Raw genomic sequence first — 19,535 nt, 5'->3', positions numbered from 1 at the left:
TTTTATTTGATTGAATCGACGACTGCACCTATGCTCGATGCACGGACGCCGGATTCGTTCTGTAATTGTTTAAGTGCTACTTTTTTTCCGACCACAACCGACCCGATGACTTTAATATTTGTTTCATCAACCTCACCTTGCTCGGTCAGTGTTTCGTAGAACGTTGCCATATCTCTTTTATAGCGCCCCATGTGATTTTTCCCATACACCACAGAATCCATGAATTCCTTAACAGGATCCTTTAATCTGATGCCTGTTTTGTCTACCAATGAAAACCCGAAGACTTCGTTTTCCGTAAATATATTTGCGGGAGGCTCTGAAGTTTGTAACGAGTTAACTTCTTCGACGGAATAAACATCAACCCACGCCCATTGTAAGGCTATATCTTTTGGTAACATTGCTTTCACTTCATTCAATGAATAAGCTTTATCAAATGAAAGTCCCATTTCAATTAATTGATGATCCTGAAACATATCGATATTCTTTAGTTCGTTCGGGACGTGGTTTAATTTCACTTCTGGGTGAATAAAATTCATCACTTTTCCGCCAAGGTAACTGTACGTTTCGTATTCGTTCGGCGTGAGATGCACTTCGATTTTATCGGAATTATTCGAGATTTCTCCAAGGTATACAGGTCGCCCGTCCAATAATTTATATTGAGGAGCTGTCGCTTTGCTTCCAATAATCTGAATTGACTCTTCCCAAGGACCAACAAACGAATTGGCACCGTGCACTTCATAGTACGTTTCTTGGGCTATCAATTCCTTGTTCAAAAACCAAGGTGTCACTTGCAGTTTCACTAATATGATGAGTGTCAGTCCCAACAGAGAGACTAATCCACTAATAAAGATCATACGGATTGTACTTTTTTGTTTTGCTTTCGTAATGAGGTTTTTTTCGTTTTTCTCAAAACTGAAAAGATCGTCCAATTCATGATTGTCTTTCAACAAACTCACTCCATTTCTGTTTAAAAGTATTCCGTGAGCGATATAGTGTCGTTCGGATTGTGTCAACTTTCATATTTAGTAGGACACTTATTTCTTCGTACGATAAATCGAGCTCATATTTCAAGAGTAGCAAGTTCGATTGTGTAGGCGATAATTGATTCAAAACTGTTTCAACTTCATTTTTATGTTCTTTCTTCAGCACAATTTGTTCCCCGTCCTCATCCATCTGGTACATATTCTCAAAGAAACTTTCATCTATTTGCGCATACGGGTATCGTTTTTGTTTCCTGCATAAATCGTAATAATTGTTTATAGATACCCTAAAGAGCCACGCAGAAGGATTGTCCACATTCAGATGAATCATATGCTCAAATGCTTTAGAAAACGTGGTTTGTACGATATCTTCAGCATCCTCTTTCGGACATCCAATTTTTATTAGGTAACGGAATATGACACGAGACTTTTCCCGGTACAGGTCCTCAATCGTTTGGATTTGCAAGTGGCCACCTACTTTATGTTGTTAACATACATCAGACGCAGAGGTTTGAAAAAAGTATACATGTTTTTATTTATTTTCGTTAAAGAAATATTTCACTGCCAGTTGTCCTGCCAAATTTAATTAATCTACACTAAGTCATTGCTGAAACACTGATTTACGAAAAGTAGAGCAAAGCGGGGCGGATCGAGTTCTTTCAACCATATCTTAAAAGTATCGAGGCATTCAGAGTTTTAGGGCTTTTTTGTTTGTAATTTGTAAAGAAATCTACTTAAAATAACGGCGGTGGTTGGTGAAATAAGTATAGTAAACTTACGTCAAAAAAACGCTCATTTTTCTTAGCGTTTTTGCTGTTTTTATTAATAGTTTATGGATGATTTGAAAGAAAATAGTGATATTGTGTTAAAATGGATTATAAATAAATGTCTTATTCAACAAACAAAGCCGTTTTGTTGTAATGCTCTTTAAATTAAACCTTAATAAATCCGTGAATTGTAAAGCGTTATAGGTTGTATGATGTGCAGGTTTGTCTTTTGAAGAAGGACTATAATACAGACGAACATTTAACGGGCGCAAGAATAGCATTTAATTTAGCGCTGTTTTTGCTGATATCTTTAACCAGTTTAGTCGGTAACTTCAGCAAAACTTTTTTCTTGAATATAAATGGTTTATTCCAACGTTATTGTGAATAGATATTATATTTTTGTTTCTTTACTACTTGAACGTCAAAAATAAAGGCTATCGTAGCGAAGGTATTTATTATTTCATTCTACTATTGCTTTTAGAAATTGCATCGGTAGGAATAATCATTTCTTACATTTTAAGCGGTTTTCTGAAGTATGCTTATCTCAACGAGAGGAATTAAATGGCTATAAAAAGTATACGGATTTTTGGGGGCTGGGTACAGTCGCAGTGCTATTCATACTTTTCATGTCTTGGTTTTAACCATTTTTTCACTTCAGTATATATAAAATTTTTACATACAAACCGACTGAGGTTTTATACCATAACGATAAAACATATGAAGATATTCTCAATAAATTCACTGAATCATACGAGAAGAACTTGGCTAAAGGAATTGAAAAATATAGTAACCGTGATCAGGACGTAACCGTAATGCAGACCCAATATATTCTGCCGATTTTTGAACAGGACTGGCTAATCGGTACAGATCCAGTATCGATGGATCAACATAAATTAGATGAGATGCTTGTCGATGTAAAACAGAGCAGAGACACATTATTGAGCTTGATTACTAAGAAAGATTATTCAAGTGAAGTTAAAGTGTACTTGGTTGATACAATAAATAATTTTTTAAGGCTGGAAGAAGAAATCAGGTATATAAAAGATGGGAATAATTTTTCGAGAAGTGAACTGAATATTTTATTTGGTAATTTACGTAATACTTTCAGAAGCAACTTTAATATTTTTGCAACGACCTTTTATGAAAGTTCCCACTTGCAGCGGCAGTGAATTACCTTATTGTTCAATCGGACCAATATTGTTTAATAGCTTATGTGGAAATTTCATGCGTCAATTTGAGGAGGAGAAATCATGAAATATAGAGTAGGAAACGTTCAACTTGTTTGCCCTTGCTGTCAAAATGATACTTTCGATAAAGACTATAGACAACTCAACACAAGGGGAGCAACGCTGTTTGGCCTTGACTGGGCAAACCGCGATGCGACTATATTGATTTGCAGACAATGTTCCTATATTTCTTGGTTTATGAAGGAACCAGAAGCGGTTAGGTAAAAATTTAAACGATGAGAATTGGAGACGACAGTGGTGTTTCCGCGATTACACTGTTTTCATAAACAGACCAATCTGTTTAATAACAATTTTAAAGTGAAGTGGATATTATGAAGGTTTGCCGGTTTAACCTTATATATCCACAATCTTAATTACATTTGTTTGTATATTGGTTAAAGGTAGGTTTGGAATGGGGGATTAAATGGTTGATTTCTTCTTAATACTTAGGGGTTTCTTTATCGTTATTGCAAATATTATTGGATTTATATACTACAAAAAAAAGAAAAACCTATATTTTGCTGCATTTACAATATTACTACTAGCAGTTTTATTTAGTGCAATTGGTGGTGCATTAGCAATAGTTATTATTCGTGATCCTTTTGCAATATTTTATGGCATGCAAGTGGGACAGTATTTATTGGCAAATAGTGTCATCGTTTTTATTATTGCAATTTTGGTAACTGTGATAAGAAAATATAACAACAGTAAAATTTAAATCATGATTATATTTAACTAACTCGGCGCGATTGCTTAACAGGAGAGTGAGCCAAACGTGCAAGGAGAGTTACTTATTAAAAATAATAGAATAGTATTTTCTTTTAATGCAAAGAATGGGGGATTTTTGGTTTTTACGCTGACCTACTTGTTTCAGCTATATACTATTTTTATTATTTATTTACAGTAAGTACTTTATTTTCTCCTAGTTTGATTTTTTGGAACGGTCTATTTGTTTTCTTTGCAGTTGAATTCATTTCGAGCATTATACACAAGGAATCGGAAAGGAAATTATAATTGAATTGTACTGTTTTGCACTCAGGCGCTTTTCTTCAATAAAGATCAGTGCCAATCGTCGTTTCGATTATACTATTATTCCCTTCTATTAATAGACAAAAAATCAACTTGAAAGAATTGAAAAAAGTTGATGATCTGAATCAACAATTAGAAATGGATAATCAAGAAGTGGGGAGTTATTAAATTAACGGGCGCAGTTGCTTTACAAGGATTGTGCCGCAAACTGGCCATTTTGTTAAGTACTAACTCGTTGGAAGGGAGCAGATTACATGGGCTTATGGTATATAATTAAAGATCGTTACATGCTTTTTTCAATTCTTCTAATAATTCTTCTTGTATGTTTATTTTTACTTTTAGCTACTTGGAAAAGACGCTCTGACATACCTAAAATCTTAACCTTAATAATAACTACAATTTGTACAGTTATAATCTTTTTATCAATATTTGCATTGGTATTTGCAGTTTCCTTTGGATATAACTCTTAAAAAGATTTTCAGAAGCGGATGCGCTTCCGCACTAAGGATTTGCGCCCATTCATCACTCAGGCCAGATTGCTGAAAGAGGTGATAGACAGGATGAACGATATGATTTTTATGGGAGCAGGAAATTGGATTGGTATGCTCTCAACAATTTTAATCATTATTTGTTTTTATTTTACTCTTACATTTTTCCAAAGTTTAAGATCGAATAATGAACGTCTTGCTAAACAGTCAAAGTTAGCAGCAGTTACTTGTTTGGCACTCGGATTGTTGTTGCCTGTTTTATATGGTTTTTATATTTATAATCAGATGATGCGATGAAGAATTAATATTTTGGGTTTTGGCAATCAGGGATGGCAACAGTTATGTAGGAGAAGGTGATTGACATTAAAAACTGGTTTTGGATACTTTTTAATTTAAGCTTTGCGTTCATCCTTCTTGGTTGTGCAAAGGGGGGACATATATTTGATCATATAGTATAGTGATCGGTTTAATATGTATATTATTTAAGATGACTTTCTATTACCGGTTTGTTTGTCGTGCTAAAAGTGAATGTATAATCTAGGCTAGTTCAGTAGCTTCTCCTATTTACAAAACAATAGTACCGATAAGAATCGACAATGTTTGGTATTTTAAAAATCATTGTGTTGAAATGGAATTACAAATTGTGGCCATATCATTATACAACTGCCCGTGTGAAACACATTCATGATTATTTAATTTAATAGGACGGTTAAACAAAAGAAATAGTTTCGTACACAGGTATCCTTCATCGGCATATTTTAGTCAAAACAGGGAAATATACATATGACAGTTTCAGGAACTACAGAAAGGAGATGAATAAGATGGGCGTGCATCACTATTTTAAAAGCTTGTCAGATTTGGAACAAATTATCCGTTGTCCAGGAAAGTTTAAATATCAAGAGCATTCAGTGGCCAGTCATTCATTTAAGGTAGCAAAAATTGCTCAATTTCTTGGGACGGTCGAAGAAAGATCTGGACAGGAAGTAGACTGGAAAACCTTGTATGAAAAGGCATTGAACCATGACTATGCGGAACTTTTCACAGGAGATATCAAGACACCCGTAAAATATGCTTCAAAAGAGTTGAAGCAGCTGTTCAGTGAAGTAGAAGAAGAAATGACAAGAAATTTTGTGGAAAAAGAAATTCCGGCTGAGTATCAGGACATTTATTTGGAACGGTTCAAAGAAGGGAAAGATGAAACACTGGAAGGACGTATTTTGGCAATTGCTGATAAAATTGATTTGCTTTACGAATCATTTGGTGAGATTCAAAAGGGCAATCCGGAGCCGTTATTTTTGGAAATCTACGAAGAAGCATTGCGGACCATCCTGCTGTTTCAAGATATGAGCTGTGTGGAATACTTCATGGAAAATATACTTACAGATATGCTTAGTGAACAATTTACTGAGCATGATGAGCTGACGGACATTACGATGTGGATAATTGGCGAATGCAAGAAGTAAAAGACATCCAGCACTGTCTTGTTTGGATTTAGGTGACTAACTTGATCCTATAATCGGTCCAAGATATATTATGTAACGACGGATCGAAAGTACTATAACATCCGTATTTTAGTGAATGACGAAGAAATCTCTATTGATATCAAAATGGGTCTATAATCTATATCAATGATCTTTGATATTCAATTATCGAACGCGATTTCTGGATAAAAACTCCAAACGTTCTCCTAGGTGATTAAAAAGGAAGGTGGCGTCTCCTACAGACAAGTGAACAGCTAGTCTAAGTTCGATTAACAGACATGAGTGTTGTGCGGAGAACGCCACTCTTTGGAATAAGATAGTGCATCAAAAAACGTTCAGATTTCTGATCGGTTTTTGATGCTATTTATATTTTTACTCTCCCGATTCTGCTTCTTTTTACTTCGTTTCAATCTCCCGTAAAATGCCATGACCATCTCGCACTTTAAAATGTGCAGTAGTGATTCCGTCCTGAAGCCCTTGCGCTGCTACACGATGTCCTTTTTTCGGGACATAAAAAGGATCCAAGCCGAAGTTCACGATATAGTGTTCGCTTTCCCGGTATTCCCGTTCAGTTGTTTGAGGCAACCAGCCCTCTAAATAGACACCGTCTGTGGGTTCCTTCTCGCTTAAAGTGACCAGCTGATCTATTCCATCTTGCTTTTCCAATACGCCGAAGACTTTTGTCATCCCCAATTCGGACGGTTGTTTCAATGTTTCCACTAAACTGTCCGTCATCTGTTCTTTGAGGACCTTTTCAATTTCATAACGTAGGACGATGTAGTTTTCATTTGCGTCCTCTTTCGTGATCGGTTCGGTTTGCAAATAGACATCAGCCCCCGTTTGAAGTGTTTTAAAATGAGGAACTGCGAGACTTGCCAGTAGAAGCAGAGGAATGACAAAGAGAAGTGCAACACTTATTTTTCTATGCCGATTGCTCAAAGCCGGGTCGCCGCCTTTCGGTAGATTTCATAAAAATACTTCTTATGTATGTAGAGCATGTGCATAAATGGATGGTTTTAGTAGTAATTTACCCATTAATTTTATCCAGGAAACATTTTGAAATTGGAATTTCAAGCACAAAAAAAGCCTAATGTGGTAAGCATCAGGCTTTTTCGGTGTATATAAATTAGATCAGCAGTCCGAATAAAGAGCTGTCTTTGTTCACTTCTTTATAAGGAAATCCATTCTGTTCCATTCGTGCAATTAGACCTTTGTAGTCTTCTTTGCGTTTAATCTCTATACCAACCAGTCCAGGACCGCTTTCTTTGTTGTTTTTCTTCGTGTATTCAAACATCGTGATATCATCGTCAGGACCGAGCACGGTGTCAAGGAATTGACGGAGAGCTCCTGCACGCTGTGGAAAGTCGACGAGGAAATAATAGAGCAAGCCTTCATAAATCATCGACTTCTCTTTGATTTCCTGCATTCGTCCAATGTCATTATTACCGCCGCTGATGACACAGACGACGCATTTTCCTTTGATTTCATTTTTATAGAAATCTAGTGCGGCAATTGGCAAAGCGCCTGCTGGTTCCGCGATGATGGCGTGTTCATTGTATAAATCCAAAATGGCCGTGCATACTTTACCTTCAGGCACGCTGACAATATTGTCTACGTAACTCATGCAAATATCAAAGTTGAGGTCACCGACACATTTAACAGCAGCTCCATCGACAAACTTATCGATCGTTTGCAACGGCACCACTTTCTGTGCGTCAATGGAAGTTTTCATACTTAAAGCACCAGCAGGTTCTGCTCCAATCATTCGTGTATGTGGAGATAAGTTTTTGATGTATGTGCTGATGCCCGACATGAGACCGCCGCCTCCGATGCTTGCAAAGACATAATCAATGGGTTCTTCAATATCGTTCATAATTTCTACCGCGACGGTTCCTTGTCCGGCCACGATGTCCCGATCATTGAATGGATGAATGAAGATTCGTTTCTCTTTCTCTACCAATTCAATTGCCTGTTCGAAGCAATCATCAAATGTGTCTCCGACCAATATGATTTCGATACGGTCGCGTCCAAACATTTTCACCATATTCACTTTTTGTTTAGGTGTTGTCTGAGGCATGAAGATTTTGCCGTCAATATCGAGGTGAGCACACGCATACGCAACGCCTTGCGCATGATTTCCAGCGCTGGCACAAACGATACCTGACTTCCGTGCTTCCGTTTCTATACGTTTCATCTTGTAGTACGCACCGCGCAGTTTAAAGGAACGGACATGTTGCAAGTCTTCACGTTTAATATACACATGACAGTCATATTTTTCCGATAGACGCTCATTCTTTTGCAGCGGCGTATGGGCTACTACATCTTTCAGCAGCTGGTTGGCAATTAAGATATCTTCCACTTGAATACTTTTCGACTCCATAGTTTTCACCTTCATAATTAATCATCTAACCTCCGTAACAATTCAACGTTTACTCATAATAACATGAAAAAATCCGAATGAACATAAGAAAGTTCCAAATTGTTCGTTTATTTTAACGACACCTCAATATGTAAGCGTTTACTTGGTTTGAAGGGGTTTCAATGGAGATTAATGGGACAAGAATTTAATATTTTTAGTACTATTCTTCGTTGGCGATTGCTAGATCTAATACAGTTAGTGTTTAATTTAAAAAGCGAGGGGAAAACTACTCAGAGAAGAGGCAGCCAGCTTAAATAAGAAAGGGAGCGTTACTGTATGCAAAAATGGGACAGCAGGCCCGAGAAGCCGGATAACGCGCAGTGGACAGTTTTTGTGGTCACTCTCGTTATTATCGCAGCCGTAATTGTGTACGGCTTAATGATGTAGGAGTCAAAAATTCGGAGCGCCGAGTAATCAGCGCTCTAAATTTTTATTCAATTCTAAATATTTATTCATTCATCCAGCTCTTTTGCATTCTATCGCGGAATACTAGCTTTTATCCAAAAGCAGTGACAAATCTATTCAACCTGTTATATATTAGTACCAATAAAAGTTGCTGTATCAGTACAGTGTATCACAGAAAATGAATGGAGGAATTAAGGATGAAAATGAATAATGAGCAAAGACAAAAGGTTGAAAAGGTTTGCCCGGAGTGTGGAGATAAGTTCACGGAAAAACACGAATCGGTATTGGTGGAGTGCGAACGCTGCATCGGCCGTCATGAAGAGTAAAAGCAACTGTATCCTATGCTTCCATTGTGGAGCATAGGATTTTTAATGTTTTAGAAAAACCCTGAGTGGTATAGAATGATAAGATGTATACAGTCTGTGGAAAGGAGGAAGGATGTATGGCGTATCTTGGCGTGCTATTTATAGCCATTGCGTTTTTGATCGTAGCCATCTACCTCTCCATGTTGCTTGTGAAGTCGTCCCATTTGTTACTGACGGTCACCAAAACAGCGAAGCGAGTGGAAGAGAACTTGGATCAGAGCTTGGAATATGTGAATGGTTTACTAAACGAAACGGAAGAGTTGGCAACAGATGTTCAAGTGAAATTGGATGCGACGACGCCGCTTTTCTCGTCAATTGAAAACGTCGGACGTTCTAGTCAGTACTTGAGTGAAGAATTGACGAAACGAACGAAGCAATTTGAAGAAGATGGATCACTTCCAGGAACGAAACCATTCGTTCAAGCGATTCAATATGGGGAATTTGGCTCCGAACTCTTACGTTCATGGAAACGAGGAAAACAAAGTACGGAAAATAGTCGATAGAAATGAGGTATGAAGATGGATCTCGTAGGAATTGGCGTCGTATTGATTGGTATCGCCTTTATAATTTTAGCCATTTATTTCTCTAAAGTCTTGCAGCAGGTAGGGAATATCTTGCAGGACGTAGATAAGACGGTAGGGGAGTTACCTCGCCAACTGAATGGCATTTTAGATGAAACGGGAAATTTGATTCAAAACAGTAATAACACGTTAGCGGATATGAATACGAAATTAGAAAATTTGACTCCGCTGTTTCAAGTAGTTGGAGATCTCGGTGAAACCACACAAGGTTTGACTTCTTCTCTAGTGGATGTAACTTCATCGGTACAGCAAAAAGGTGAGCATGCTAATAAATCCGAGCAAAATAAACGACTTGGTAATATTTACGGCTCGGCGATGTTAGGTTACTATTTCTTGAAAAAGCGTAAAGAATCTTCTACAGGATCAACCCATTCAAGAGTAGCGCAAGATTAACCCTTGAAAAAGTTACCATCACCTGAAAACACCGGTTACTGAAAGCTGGTGAATTCGGTCCTTGGATAGAAAATAATATATAACAGCTTAACGGGGACACCATTCGTATATGAATTGGTATCCCCGTTTTTATTGATGTACACAGTTTCAAGGAATTTACTGCACGAATGTAGAACTCATAACCAACTTAACTGTATTGCCTGCATCTAAATAAAGGTGCAGAATTGTTTTATGTATCTTGTAATTTATAATTGACATTTGGATACTATATATTACAATCAAAGTAGGGAATTGAGGTGAAGGTTTTTGAAAGAAATCTCAGTTAAAAATAAAGTAAAAATTACTCGGATTGAAAAGGGAAAGATGACCCAAATAGAATTAGCCAACTTGGTCGGAGTTACCCGACAGACGATGAATTTAATTGAAGCACAAAAATATAATCCTTCCATTCGAATATGTCTTCTAATCGCACGGTTTTTAGAAAAACCATTAGACGAGCTTTTTTGGATTGACGATTAAAACTTATTAACAAGAAAGGAGAATTCAGTATGCGTTTACCAAAGTGGGGATTGTTGATATTCAATATGTTATTGTGTGCGGCATTTGCATATGTAAGTATTTCATCATATTCCAATGGGGCGATGATTTGGTGGTTATGGGGGCTAATCTCTATCCTATATGGATTTACCACTATTACTCTTTTTGTAAAGGGGGTTAAGGAAGGTTGGTCTTCAACTGAAATTGTGGAGGATGAACGGACTTGGAATGTTCGACTCGTATCATGTTTCATCTCTTTTATTTTTATCCTGCTTTTCTTAACCGTTGGTATTATTGCCTATTACACAGAGAATTTATCCTTAGATCCTGTTGCTTACATGATTCTTGCAGTCACTGCAAGTGTAGTAGTATTTGCCATAGCTCAAGTTGTACAGTCGATTCAAAAGTAATTTAAGGGCTGTGATTTTGTGCGCTTTAACGGCATAAAGAAACGTGGATTTTTTATTATCGGGCCAAATTTTGGAGGGATTAATATGAAGGACAGGGTATTGTCCATGGTAATATAATCTTTTATTGTAGGAGGTGTAGCTATAAGTAGCATGGATTCCCTAAGTCATGCTTTCAAATCAAATTTTTACATCTTAGCTATGGTTATTTTAGGGGCGATTGTGCTACTTTATCTTTTTGAAAAGGTTAAAAGCATTGGAGAGTAGCCTATATATAGTGTCGGCAATCGGGTGGGCTTAATGGAATAAGCGATAGAGTGAGGTGTTAAAATGAAGTTCCATCTGTTAGGAGAGAAAACTGTATTAGAAATAGATGTCTTAGCTCGTATGTATCCGAACAGTTCTGATTATTGGGACGGAAACTGGCTTAGTTCAAATGTGAAAATTGAAATTCCAGGGTATACAGTTGACTTTAGTGCAAGTTTAAGAGCAGATGAAATTAGAGATTTTTTGAATGACGTAAAGTTAATGCATAGGAATTTATCTGGGAAAGCGAAATTGACAAGTTTAGAAAACTATATACATCTTGAAGGTGAAATGGATAAGCGGGGTCATATAGATTGGTCTGGAGAGACATGTTATCCAGCAGGAAGCGGTGCGGTACTAACCTTTGAATTTGTATCAAATCAATCCTATTTAGAAGAGGTTATTAAAGAGTTAGAGGATATAACCTATGTATATCCAGTAATAGGTAAGCCGTAGTCTTCAATTATGGGCGTGACGGTTTAAAAACATATACTATAATCGGTCCCAATTGTTGAATGACATGTTTTACAAGGTGGGGCAACACCACTAAAATAAACTTGGAGGTTTAAAAATATGAAACCATCAGGGACGCTATACTTTTTCTGTGGAAAAATGGGCGCAGGAAAATCAACTAAATCAAAACAAATGGCAATAGATAAACATGCGGTACTGTTATCTGAGGATGAATGGCTTTCATCTCTTTATCCCAATCAAATCGGATCATTTGAGGATTATCTAAAATTTTCGGCGCAGATCAAGCCGTTGGTGAAAAAGCATGTCCAAAATATATTAAGCGTCGGTACAGATGTAGTGATGGATTTTCCAGCTAACACTCAAAAGCAACGAAAATGGTTTTTGGATATGGTGTTAGATGTCAATGCAAGCCATCAATTAATTTTCCTTAATCTTAATAATGAGCAATGCTTACGTCAAATTGCACAAAGGCGTAACGAACAACCTGAAAGAGCGGATTTTGACACGGAAGCGGTGTTTACTCATGTTACTAACTTTTTTGAAGCACCAGAGGCATTCGAGGGTTTAAATATTTTAGAGTTTAGTGGAAAAGAATAATAAGGAGTTCAACACAACATTGGGGTAGCTTTCAACAAAAGGGAGCTCTTCTTAAATGGTAAATGATTTCTGATTGAGCCTGCCATAGGGCATTTTTTTCATTAACGCATCATGGCTTGCGAAATAATAGTATTTGTTATAAAGGGGGAATTGGAGTGGCAGTAATTATTAGGAAATATGAAGACGCGGACTTACCACACATGATCACAATATGGAATGATATTGTGGAAGAAGGTATGGCTTTCCCAGAAGAGGAGCCATTGACAATTGAGGAAGCACGTTCTTTTTTTGCAGAACAATCCTATACAGGTGTGGCCGTCGACAACGGTGAGATAGTGGGTCTTTATATTGTACACCCGAATAATGTAGGGCGTTGCGGACATATTGCCAACGCTTCCTATGGTGTCAAAGCTGGACAAAGAGGTAAACGTATTGGCGAAAGGCTAGTGGTTGATTCATTGGAAAGAGCAAAATCACTGGGTTTTCGAATCATGCAATTTAATGCGGTGCTGGCTACGAACGAAGGGGCGATTCACCTATACAAAAAACTAGGATTTACCCCGCTAGGTTTAATTCCAGGAGGATTTAGACAGAAAAACGGTCATTATGTCGATATTATTCCTTTTTATATTGAAATGAATACAAATAAAGGTCTTTCTTGAGTTCCGCAAGATGAAGTTGTTCCACAAATGGGGCATCCACCCTGTTAAATGTAGTTTGCATGCAAAATGCCCTCCTGCAACATACTACAGGAGGGCAATCATGTCTTATAGTTTTTGAAGTTTCTTCAGTTCTTTACGCTGTTGCAACAAATAAAACACGATTGTCACTAACCCGTATAATCCTTTGTATTCTTTCTCTTTCACAAAGTCACTTGCATTTCCGACACGCTCTTTCAATCGTACGGAACGATCGAGCGCAGCTGTTGTTACCTCACGTGACGCTTCACCAACATCGCCGACGATTTCGAAAACAGGCGTTACTTCTGTAATTTGCTTGTTTACATTGCTGATCGTTTCATTGCTTGTGTGAAGTATTTGCTGTGTCTGTCCCGTTAAATCCGCTACCGTTGACGGCAGGGTATCTGTCGTCTTTTTAACGCTTTCCAACACCTCGGTTAACTTCCCAAGCGGTTTGATCAGAATGACGGCTACTATAATAAGTGCAATGCCAATTAGTAAGACGCCTATGCCTAGTACCCAATCCATCAAATTCACCTCTTTCCTTTCTGTTGCTTCGCGCTGTAATACATACGCGCTGCTGCTTCAGATAAAACAGTTGTTTGTTGCATCAGTTTTGCGTATTTTCCTGGGGGCGCAGCTACTTGATCGGCTATTTTCGTTAAGGAATGCTGTACATACTCTGTAGAATCACGAAGTTCCTTTGCCGAAGCCGCCAATCCATCAACAGATTGTAATTTGGCATTCGCATCTTCCGCAATTCGATTCGTCTGATTCATCAGCTGATCCGTCTTATCTGTAATGCCACCCACTTTTAATTCTACGCGTTTCATCGTGTCCGTTACGTCTTTCATTGCTTCTTTGACCGTTTTGGCCGTTTTGATAATAGCAATTGCAATGACTACTAAGGCCGCTACGGCGACTATGGCACTAATATACAAGAGCACCTTCAATCTCGTCACCTCCACATAATAAAAACATGAACTATTTTATACAAAACGTCTGCCGAAATGCAATTGCGGGTTGACGTTCCATACCCTTGTCTTTCCACAAATGAAGAGAATCTAAACCCCAGCTTGCTTGTGGCTTCTATTTGATATGCTTAACATATCATAAAAACAGGATTTATCCACTTTGTATCTATCTCATTTTCGAAAAAAATTTCGTTGCGCCAAAAGGGAATACTTTTCTGCCCTTTTTGTGAGTTGAAATCATTTACTGCGCTTATTGTTTAATGTTAAACTAACTGCATGAAGGAGTTGTTGATTATGAAACTAGAAAACAAAGTTGCCATCATTACCGGGGGAGCAGGCGGCATCGGCTTTGGAATTGCAACAGCCTATGTAAAAGAAGGTGCAATCGTTGCCATTGTCGACTTCAATCAACAAGCAGGTGAGGTAGCGATAGAAAAACTGAAAGAAATCTCTCCTCAGTCCATATTCATTCAGGCGGATCTATCCGATCATTTGACCTTACCATCTATTGTGGAAAAAGTAGTCCAGACCTTTGGGAAATTGGATATCTTGGTCAACAATGCGCACGCTTCACGTATGAAGCCATTCGAGGAAACAACTAAAGAAGACCTAGACCTTTCATTCGGCACGGGATTCTACCCTACTTTTTATTTGATGCAGGCAGCGCTTCCACATTTAAAAGAGACAAAGGGAAAAGTCGTGAATTTTGCATCAGGCGCAGGAATTAACGGGGACGTCAATCAAGTTTCCTATGCAGCTGCAAAAGAAGCGATCCGTGCGGTTACTCGGGTAGCTGCAAACGAATGGGGACAATATGGTATTACATGCAACTTGATTTCCCCGATTGCGAAAACTCCGGGGATTGAACAGTGGGCAGAAGAACATCCTGATTTCTATAAAGCCATGCTCAGCAAGAATCCTTTAGGTCGACTTGGAGATCCTGAAAAAGACATTGGTCGGACTGCTGTTTTTCTGGCTAGCGAAGACTCGGATTATATAACAGGTCAGACATTGATGGTGGACGGCGGTTCCATCAAACTTCGATAATAACGCATGCAAAAGGCTGTCACTGAAAGAATTTTCTTTCAGTGACAGCCTTTTTTGACGCATTAAAAATCAGATGAATGTCTCATTCAACTTCGTATAAATCTTTAACAATTGGCTCTGCTCGGCGGCAGATAGATGGCTAAAAAATTCGGTTCGTACTTGTTGACCGTATCGTTTAGCTTCATTCAAGACCTCCAAGCCAAGAGGTGTGATATTCCAATACTTCGTACGTCGATCTTCTTTATCATTTCGCAGCGTAATATATTCATTTTTGATGAGTTTGGTCGATAAATGAGTAAGAGAGGCCGGCGTATAGCCGAGAGTCTCTGCCAGATCGGATGGACGCAGTTCCCCGTTGTTATGTAGTTCTAACAGCACTAGGATGTGAGAAATGCCAAGTGACAACTCAGACTCACGCTGGAAGCGAATGAGCATTTTATTCGTTACTTGATCCATCGTATGGAGCAAATTGAAGAAGGTTTGTTCATCTTTCAAATGGGACACCTGCCTTTCTTTTATGATCAATTATGTCCCGGCGGTATTGCGCCCAAATTTTGGATTTAAAGTTTGTGACCTCTGCCGGAAGCTTTATCTTTGTTCTGGAAATCCGTTGAACAGGAAAGAAAACCGTATTCCTCTCACCAGCCATAAAGGCGGGGGTTTTCTGCTGAATAAAGATAAACCTTATGTTCATATACTATTCATTATACAGCAATTTGAGTATTTACAACATTTCTATGACAAATTCGCCATGAACTACTTTACTTTGCTATCGAAAATAAAGAGATTTACAATTTCTACTTTTTAATTACAGATTGATAGCGTATTATTAAGACAACGAATGAACTAGATGATTAGAAAGAGAAAGGTGGGCAAAAAGATTGATGAAATTTAGAGATTCACTAACATTTCAACTAGGAACGATTATTGCCGGGATCTTAGTAGTAATGCTAGCGATCACATCGATTGCCACGTACAAAACAGCATATGATAAATTATATGACGCAGCTGGAATTGAAGCATATGGCTGTGCCAATATTACAACCGGTCTGATTCGTCCGGATGAAATGGAAAAGGCGATGGCTGGTGATCTTCAGACGCAGGATGAAATTGGAAAAACATTGAATTGGACAACTGATCACAAAGATATATTTGAAACGCAATATATTTTGGATTTGGATGGTAATTTGATTGCATTGGATGACAATCTGAAAAGTAAAGGGTTTAAGCCTGGAGATGCGTTCCACATGGATAAGAAAGCAGTGGACGATTTGCTGGCACACGCCCATCCTTCCTATTCCGAACCTTATGAGTTTGGTGGCATGAAGAGATTATCCGGTTATGCGCCTATCCATAAAGACCATGATCCAAGCAAGGAAATTATTGCGGTCAGTGTCATTGATTTTGATGCCGATATCGTGAAAAATCGTACGTGGGATGTTGTGCGCGACGGCATTTTGATCAGCATTATTCCGATGCTGCTAGCTTCCATTGTAACAGGCTTCCTCATTCGTCGAAAAACGAAGCCGATTTCCAGCTTGATTGTCCAAGCGAAGAAAATTGCGGATGGAGATTTGGCAGTGGAAACCACAACCGTCCACTCGAACGATGAAGTAGGGGACTTGGCACGCACGTTGAATCGCATGACAGTGAACCTGCAAGAAATGATCGGGACGATGAACACTACATCGCATCAGTTATCTGAGAATTCAAATGAAACTTCTAGTTCGTTGAATGAAATGCGAGAAGCTGTCTCTATGGTTGCGAATAGCATTGAAGAAGTGGCAACAGCGGTGACAGATGGAACAACTACCGCCGAAAGTGCAACGGAAATCTTAACGAATTTGGCCAACGACTTACGCAGTACGAAAGAAGATGCAGATGCTATGCTCGTCAATTCCAATGAAACGATGAACATTGCGCTCGAAGGCGCACAGCGGGCTAACGAAATCAGCAGAGACATGGAATTGATTCGAACCGGGTCACAAGAAGTTGGAGATACCATTCAAAACTTGGTGGAATCCACAACGAAAATTCAAGATATTACAGGGTCGATTGCCGGAATTGCGGCACAAACGAACTTGCTCGCCCTGAACGCATCCATTGAAGCCGCTCGTGCCGGCGAACATGGTAAAGGATTTGCGGTAGTTGCCGAAGAAGTACGAAAATTGGCGGAGCAGTCCAATCAAGAAGTGCTGGAAGTGGAGAAATTGGTTCAGGATATTTCAGAACGAATTCAGCAAGTCATCACTTCCACATCAGAAAATACGAAGCATATTACCAAAGGTACAGAAACTGTACGACTCACCTCTCAGTCATTGAGCAATATTTCTTCCGCTGTGGCAGAAACTGTTGAAGAAATTAAAAACATTTCACGCCTGATGACTTCAGAATCAGAAAAGTCGGGTGAAGTCGTGCAATTAATCGAGAATCTGACGCACTCGGTTCGAGATATTGAAGATATGACGAATAATATTGCTGCAGCTGCAGAGCAGACGACCGCAAGTATCGAGGAAATTGCTGATCGCTCAACGCAGACGAATCAAATGGCACAGGATCTCGAAGTGTTTGTCGGTTCCTTCCGATTGCCAGAACAAAATTAGACGATCTATTGAGAAAGAATAATAACTGAAAAGCCTGTATCTTTGATTACCTTGTAATCAGGATACAGGCTTTTTTATTTAAGCTATACTTGTGCTTAAATTAATTTTTATAAAAATTGAACCTAATATGATTTGATAATCGTCTAATTGCTGAATTTGAAGTGGTTTGAAGGGGAGGATAGTCGATTGAACAAAGAAGAAAAAGATTTCGAACTAGAGAGAGTGATGATTAAATACGGTAATGAGTTGATGCGGCTTGCATTCTCTTACGTGAAAGACACAGAGACTGCTAAGGACATGGTTCAAAATTCGTTTATCAAATGCTATAAAAACCTTGATTCATTTCGTTATGACTCACAAATCAAAACCTGGCTATATCGCATAACAATCAACGAATGTAAAGATCATTTAAAAAGCTGGAATTACAAAATGGTACAAGTAAAAAGCTTTATAAATGAAACAGCAAAATCCATATTGCCATCAACAGAAAAAACAGTTATCGAGAAATACAGGAATAAAAAAATAAAGGATACTGTCTTTTCTCTTCCAAAAGTGTATCGGGAAGTAGTTTATCTATATTACTATGATTCACTAAACATGGAGGAAATTGCCGAAGTGTTGGATATACCGGTCAATACAGTGAAAACCCGATTAAGAAGAGCGAAACAAAGATTAGAGTTAATGATAAGGGAGGCAGAGCTGAATGGGAGATAAACGATTAAGAGAAAAATTTTATAATGCGGATGACCAAGAACTACGATTTACGAAAGAAGACCGTAATGAGGTATTTGAAAAAATTCATAAACTGGAGAAGCATAATACAAAAAAGAAATCCATTATTTTTTCTTCAAAAAAGTTCACCCCACTTGCAGCATCTTTAGTAGTAGCGGGCTTGTGTATAATTTTGTTTATTCCATCAATCCTACCTAGAGATATTGCCAACCAAAGCAACGGAAATATTGACGGTAATGCAAATACAAGCAAATCAGTGGTACAAGAAAATGAAGTTTCAACTACTTTATTAACGGTGAAAGATGAGAATAATAGAATACCAATTAACCTTTTATTTACTTATAGTAAAGATAAAAATATGATGAAGATTCTATCGATTCCTCGTGATACCTATGCTCCGATATTGGATAATGAAAAAACTACTCCATATGATAAATTGTCGCACGCTTATGTAAATGGTTCGGGAGGGATTGAAGATGTACGAACAACCATTTCTAATTTATTTGATTTACCAATTGATTATTATGCTGTGATGGATGTAGAAGCTTTTTCAAAGATGATTGATTCAGTGAATGGTATAGATTACGACTTGCAAGAAGATATTCGAGTCCGAGCAATATCCAAAGTAGCATTTGAATTCAAAAAGGGAACGCATCGTTTGAATGGAGAAGAGGTTTTGGCATTACTGATGGATGCTACAGTGGGAAATGAATTGGGTGAAAAAGACCAATTAAACCTCATTAATGCGGTTATAAATCAAACAATAAACGTGTTACCACAAACGCAATTAGAACAATTTGCAACTGAAATAGAAGGTGATTTTCCAATTGAACAATTATTGGAGAATCCATTGGAACTTCCCCCGATACAATTAGTATCTTTAACCGATGGAATGATAGGTTCCATGATGAATGAGTCATACTATATTAAATTTGAGAAGAAATTTTTAAATTCAGTTTTAGAAGAGTTAACTACATTTAACTGATAAGAGTTTTAAAATAAGGTAAACATCTTTGATTTGAGTCCGATTTGGGGAACACGTCG

General features: G+C 38.0%; 25 protein-coding genes. 18 read left to right on the top strand and 7 right to left on the bottom strand.

Going from position 1 to position 19,535, the window contains the following annotated elements; translation table 11 throughout:
- Positions 1-2 precede the first annotated feature (2 nt).
- Entirely contained in the window at positions 3-947 is a 945-nt protein-coding gene (locus MKY93_RS09465; RefSeq protein ID WP_340758893.1) for an anti sigma factor C-terminal domain-containing protein, read from the bottom strand.
- A complete protein-coding gene (locus MKY93_RS09460; protein ID WP_340758892.1) occupies positions 931-1,446 on the bottom strand; it encodes an RNA polymerase sigma factor in 516 nt (171 codons plus the stop codon). Before MKY93_RS09460 ends, MKY93_RS09465 begins: the two co-directional genes overlap by 17 nt.
- Before the next feature lie 1,062 nt (positions 1,447-2,508).
- Between MKY93_RS09460 and MKY93_RS09455 the strand changes: the two genes are divergently transcribed.
- The 6 genes from MKY93_RS09455 (at position 2,509) to MKY93_RS09430 (ending at position 5,953) form a co-directional block, all read left to right on the top strand.
- A complete protein-coding gene (locus MKY93_RS09455) occupies positions 2,509-2,916 on the top strand; it encodes a hypothetical protein (protein ID WP_221836647.1) in 408 nt (135 codons plus the stop codon).
- An 81-nt stretch (positions 2,917-2,997) separates the two neighbouring features.
- On the top strand, positions 2,998-3,198 hold the full coding sequence (locus MKY93_RS09450) for a hypothetical protein (RefSeq protein ID WP_009499533.1): 201 nt from the start codon (positions 2,998-3,000) through the stop codon (positions 3,196-3,198).
- Positions 3,199-3,397: 199 nt separating this feature from the next.
- The gene (locus MKY93_RS09445) at positions 3,398-3,691 is read left to right on the top strand and encodes a 3-isopropylmalate dehydrogenase (protein ID WP_340758891.1); all 294 of its coding nucleotides are present in this window, start codon (positions 3,398-3,400) and stop codon (positions 3,689-3,691) included.
- Positions 3,692-4,035: 344 nt separating this feature from the next.
- Positions 4,036-4,170, top strand: coding sequence for a hypothetical protein (locus tag MKY93_RS09440; RefSeq protein ID WP_340758890.1), 135 nt, complete (start codon positions 4,036-4,038; stop codon positions 4,168-4,170).
- A gap of 392 nt (positions 4,171-4,562) precedes the next feature.
- Positions 4,563-4,787 carry a hypothetical protein gene (locus tag MKY93_RS09435; RefSeq protein WP_050804617.1) on the top strand — a complete coding sequence of 75 codons (225 nt, stop codon included), beginning with the start codon at positions 4,563-4,565 and terminating at the stop codon, positions 4,785-4,787.
- Between the two features lie 524 nt (positions 4,788-5,311).
- Entirely contained in the window at positions 5,312-5,953 is a 642-nt protein-coding gene (locus tag MKY93_RS09430; RefSeq protein ID WP_040758071.1) for an HD domain-containing protein, read from the top strand.
- A gap of 414 nt (positions 5,954-6,367) precedes the next feature.
- Here the strand turns inward: MKY93_RS09430 and MKY93_RS09425 are convergent, their stop codons facing one another.
- Entirely contained in the window at positions 6,368-6,910 is a 543-nt protein-coding gene (locus MKY93_RS09425) for a GDYXXLXY domain-containing protein (RefSeq protein WP_078816722.1), read from the bottom strand.
- Positions 6,911-7,097: 187 nt separating this feature from the next.
- Entirely contained in the window at positions 7,098-8,366 is a 1,269-nt protein-coding gene (gene ilvA / locus MKY93_RS09420; protein WP_009496504.1) for a threonine ammonia-lyase IlvA, read from the bottom strand.
- A gap of 626 nt (positions 8,367-8,992) precedes the next feature.
- On the opposite strand from ilvA, the gene yhfH reads away from it, so the two are divergent.
- The 8 genes from yhfH (at position 8,993) to MKY93_RS09380 (ending at position 13,117) form a co-directional block, all read left to right on the top strand.
- Positions 8,993-9,121: a protein YhfH gene (gene yhfH, locus MKY93_RS09415; protein ID WP_143759236.1), complete on the top strand. Its 129-nt coding sequence runs from the start codon at positions 8,993-8,995 to the stop codon at positions 9,119-9,121.
- Between the two features lie 116 nt (positions 9,122-9,237).
- Positions 9,238-9,663, top strand: coding sequence for a DUF948 domain-containing protein (locus MKY93_RS09410; RefSeq protein ID WP_040758073.1), 426 nt, complete (start codon positions 9,238-9,240; stop codon positions 9,661-9,663).
- A 15-nt stretch (positions 9,664-9,678) separates the two neighbouring features.
- Positions 9,679-10,134, top strand: a complete 456-nt coding sequence (locus MKY93_RS09405; protein ID WP_340758889.1) for a DUF948 domain-containing protein — start codon at positions 9,679-9,681, stop codon at positions 10,132-10,134.
- A gap of 363 nt (positions 10,135-10,497) precedes the next feature.
- Positions 10,498-10,653: a helix-turn-helix transcriptional regulator gene (locus tag MKY93_RS09400; protein WP_246602762.1), complete on the top strand. Its 156-nt coding sequence runs from the start codon at positions 10,498-10,500 to the stop codon at positions 10,651-10,653.
- A gap of 29 nt (positions 10,654-10,682) precedes the next feature.
- Complete coding sequence (locus MKY93_RS09395) at positions 10,683-11,081, top strand: hypothetical protein (RefSeq protein WP_078816719.1); 399 nt, start codon at positions 10,683-10,685, stop codon at positions 11,079-11,081.
- Positions 11,082-11,408: 327 nt separating this feature from the next.
- The gene (locus tag MKY93_RS09390) at positions 11,409-11,840 is read left to right on the top strand and encodes a WapI family immunity protein (protein ID WP_340758888.1); all 432 of its coding nucleotides are present in this window, start codon (positions 11,409-11,411) and stop codon (positions 11,838-11,840) included.
- A 117-nt stretch (positions 11,841-11,957) separates the two neighbouring features.
- Positions 11,958-12,455 carry an AAA family ATPase gene (locus MKY93_RS09385; protein ID WP_078816717.1) on the top strand — a complete coding sequence of 166 codons (498 nt, stop codon included), beginning with the start codon at positions 11,958-11,960 and terminating at the stop codon, positions 12,453-12,455.
- 155 nt (positions 12,456-12,610) lie between these two features.
- Entirely contained in the window at positions 12,611-13,117 is a 507-nt protein-coding gene (locus MKY93_RS09380) for a GNAT family N-acetyltransferase (RefSeq protein ID WP_078816716.1), read from the top strand.
- A 105-nt stretch (positions 13,118-13,222) separates the two neighbouring features.
- Here the strand turns inward: MKY93_RS09380 and MKY93_RS09375 are convergent, their stop codons facing one another.
- The gene (locus MKY93_RS09375; RefSeq protein ID WP_009496513.1) at positions 13,223-13,663 is read right to left on the bottom strand and encodes a DUF948 domain-containing protein; all 441 of its coding nucleotides are present in this window, start codon (positions 13,661-13,663) and stop codon (positions 13,223-13,225) included.
- A gap of 5 nt (positions 13,664-13,668) precedes the next feature.
- Entirely contained in the window at positions 13,669-14,082 is a 414-nt protein-coding gene (locus MKY93_RS09370; protein ID WP_245799445.1) for a DUF948 domain-containing protein, read from the bottom strand.
- A gap of 321 nt (positions 14,083-14,403) precedes the next feature.
- Here MKY93_RS09370 and MKY93_RS09365 point away from each other — a divergent pair, with 321 nt between their 5' ends.
- Complete coding sequence (locus MKY93_RS09365; RefSeq protein WP_078816715.1) at positions 14,404-15,156, top strand: SDR family NAD(P)-dependent oxidoreductase; 753 nt, start codon at positions 14,404-14,406, stop codon at positions 15,154-15,156.
- Positions 15,157-15,225: 69 nt separating this feature from the next.
- Here MKY93_RS09365 and MKY93_RS09360 read toward each other — a convergent pair whose 3' ends face one another.
- Positions 15,226-15,651, bottom strand: coding sequence for a MarR family winged helix-turn-helix transcriptional regulator (locus tag MKY93_RS09360; protein ID WP_009496516.1), 426 nt, complete (start codon positions 15,649-15,651; stop codon positions 15,226-15,228).
- Positions 15,652-16,040: 389 nt separating this feature from the next.
- Between MKY93_RS09360 and MKY93_RS09355 the strand changes: the two genes are divergently transcribed.
- From MKY93_RS09355 to MKY93_RS09345, 3 genes are all read left to right on the top strand, one after another.
- Complete coding sequence (locus tag MKY93_RS09355) at positions 16,041-17,759, top strand: methyl-accepting chemotaxis protein (protein ID WP_009496518.1); 1,719 nt, start codon at positions 16,041-16,043, stop codon at positions 17,757-17,759.
- Positions 17,760-17,945: 186 nt separating this feature from the next.
- Positions 17,946-18,473, top strand: coding sequence for a sigma-70 family RNA polymerase sigma factor (locus MKY93_RS09350; protein ID WP_040758077.1), 528 nt, complete (start codon positions 17,946-17,948; stop codon positions 18,471-18,473).
- Positions 18,463-19,476, top strand: a complete 1,014-nt coding sequence (locus tag MKY93_RS09345) for an LCP family protein (RefSeq protein ID WP_340758887.1) — start codon at positions 18,463-18,465, stop codon at positions 19,474-19,476. The genes MKY93_RS09350 and MKY93_RS09345 overlap by 11 nt, the downstream gene beginning before the upstream one ends.
- The last annotated feature ends 59 nt before the right edge of the window (positions 19,477-19,535 follow it).

This window comes from Sporosarcina sp. FSL W7-1283, assembly GCF_038003105.1.
GTDB lineage: Bacteria > Bacillota > Bacilli > Bacillales_A > Planococcaceae > Sporosarcina > Sporosarcina newyorkensis.
The sequence above is the reverse complement of the archived record's forward strand: the minus strand, read 5'-3'. Positions and strand labels throughout refer to the sequence as shown.

What these genes read in the sequence shown, in the direction of transcription:
- MKY93_RS09450 (WP_009499533.1), top strand. Translation starts at nt 2,998, where the DNA reads ATGAAATATAGAGTAGGAAACGTTCAACTTGTTTGCCCTTGCTGTCAA.
- MKY93_RS09445 (WP_340758891.1), top strand. Translation starts at nt 3,398, where the DNA reads ATGGTTGATTTCTTCTTAATACTTAGGGGTTTCTTTATCGTTATTGCA.
- MKY93_RS09435 (WP_050804617.1), top strand. Translation starts at nt 4,563, where the DNA reads ATGAACGATATGATTTTTATGGGAGCAGGAAATTGGATTGGTATGCTC.
- MKY93_RS09430 (WP_040758071.1), top strand. Translation starts at nt 5,312, where the DNA reads ATGGGCGTGCATCACTATTTTAAAAGCTTGTCAGATTTGGAACAAATT.
- ilvA (WP_009496504.1), bottom strand. Translation starts at nt 8,366, where the DNA reads ATGAAGGTGAAAACTATGGAGTCGAAAAGTATTCAAGTGGAAGATATC.
- yhfH (WP_143759236.1), top strand. Translation starts at nt 8,993, where the DNA reads ATGAAAATGAATAATGAGCAAAGACAAAAGGTTGAAAAGGTTTGCCCG.
- MKY93_RS09410 (WP_040758073.1), top strand. Translation starts at nt 9,238, where the DNA reads ATGGCGTATCTTGGCGTGCTATTTATAGCCATTGCGTTTTTGATCGTA.
- MKY93_RS09405 (WP_340758889.1), top strand. Translation starts at nt 9,679, where the DNA reads ATGGATCTCGTAGGAATTGGCGTCGTATTGATTGGTATCGCCTTTATA.
- MKY93_RS09400 (WP_246602762.1), top strand. Translation starts at nt 10,498, where the DNA reads ATGACCCAAATAGAATTAGCCAACTTGGTCGGAGTTACCCGACAGACG.
- MKY93_RS09395 (WP_078816719.1), top strand. Translation starts at nt 10,683, where the DNA reads ATGCGTTTACCAAAGTGGGGATTGTTGATATTCAATATGTTATTGTGT.
- MKY93_RS09390 (WP_340758888.1), top strand. Translation starts at nt 11,409, where the DNA reads ATGAAGTTCCATCTGTTAGGAGAGAAAACTGTATTAGAAATAGATGTC.
- MKY93_RS09385 (WP_078816717.1), top strand. Translation starts at nt 11,958, where the DNA reads ATGAAACCATCAGGGACGCTATACTTTTTCTGTGGAAAAATGGGCGCA.
- MKY93_RS09375 (WP_009496513.1), bottom strand. Translation starts at nt 13,663, where the DNA reads ATGGATTGGGTACTAGGCATAGGCGTCTTACTAATTGGCATTGCACTT.
- MKY93_RS09365 (WP_078816715.1), top strand. Translation starts at nt 14,404, where the DNA reads ATGAAACTAGAAAACAAAGTTGCCATCATTACCGGGGGAGCAGGCGGC.
- MKY93_RS09355 (WP_009496518.1), top strand. Translation starts at nt 16,041, where the DNA reads ATGAAATTTAGAGATTCACTAACATTTCAACTAGGAACGATTATTGCC.
- MKY93_RS09345 (WP_340758887.1), top strand. Translation starts at nt 18,463, where the DNA reads ATGGGAGATAAACGATTAAGAGAAAAATTTTATAATGCGGATGACCAA.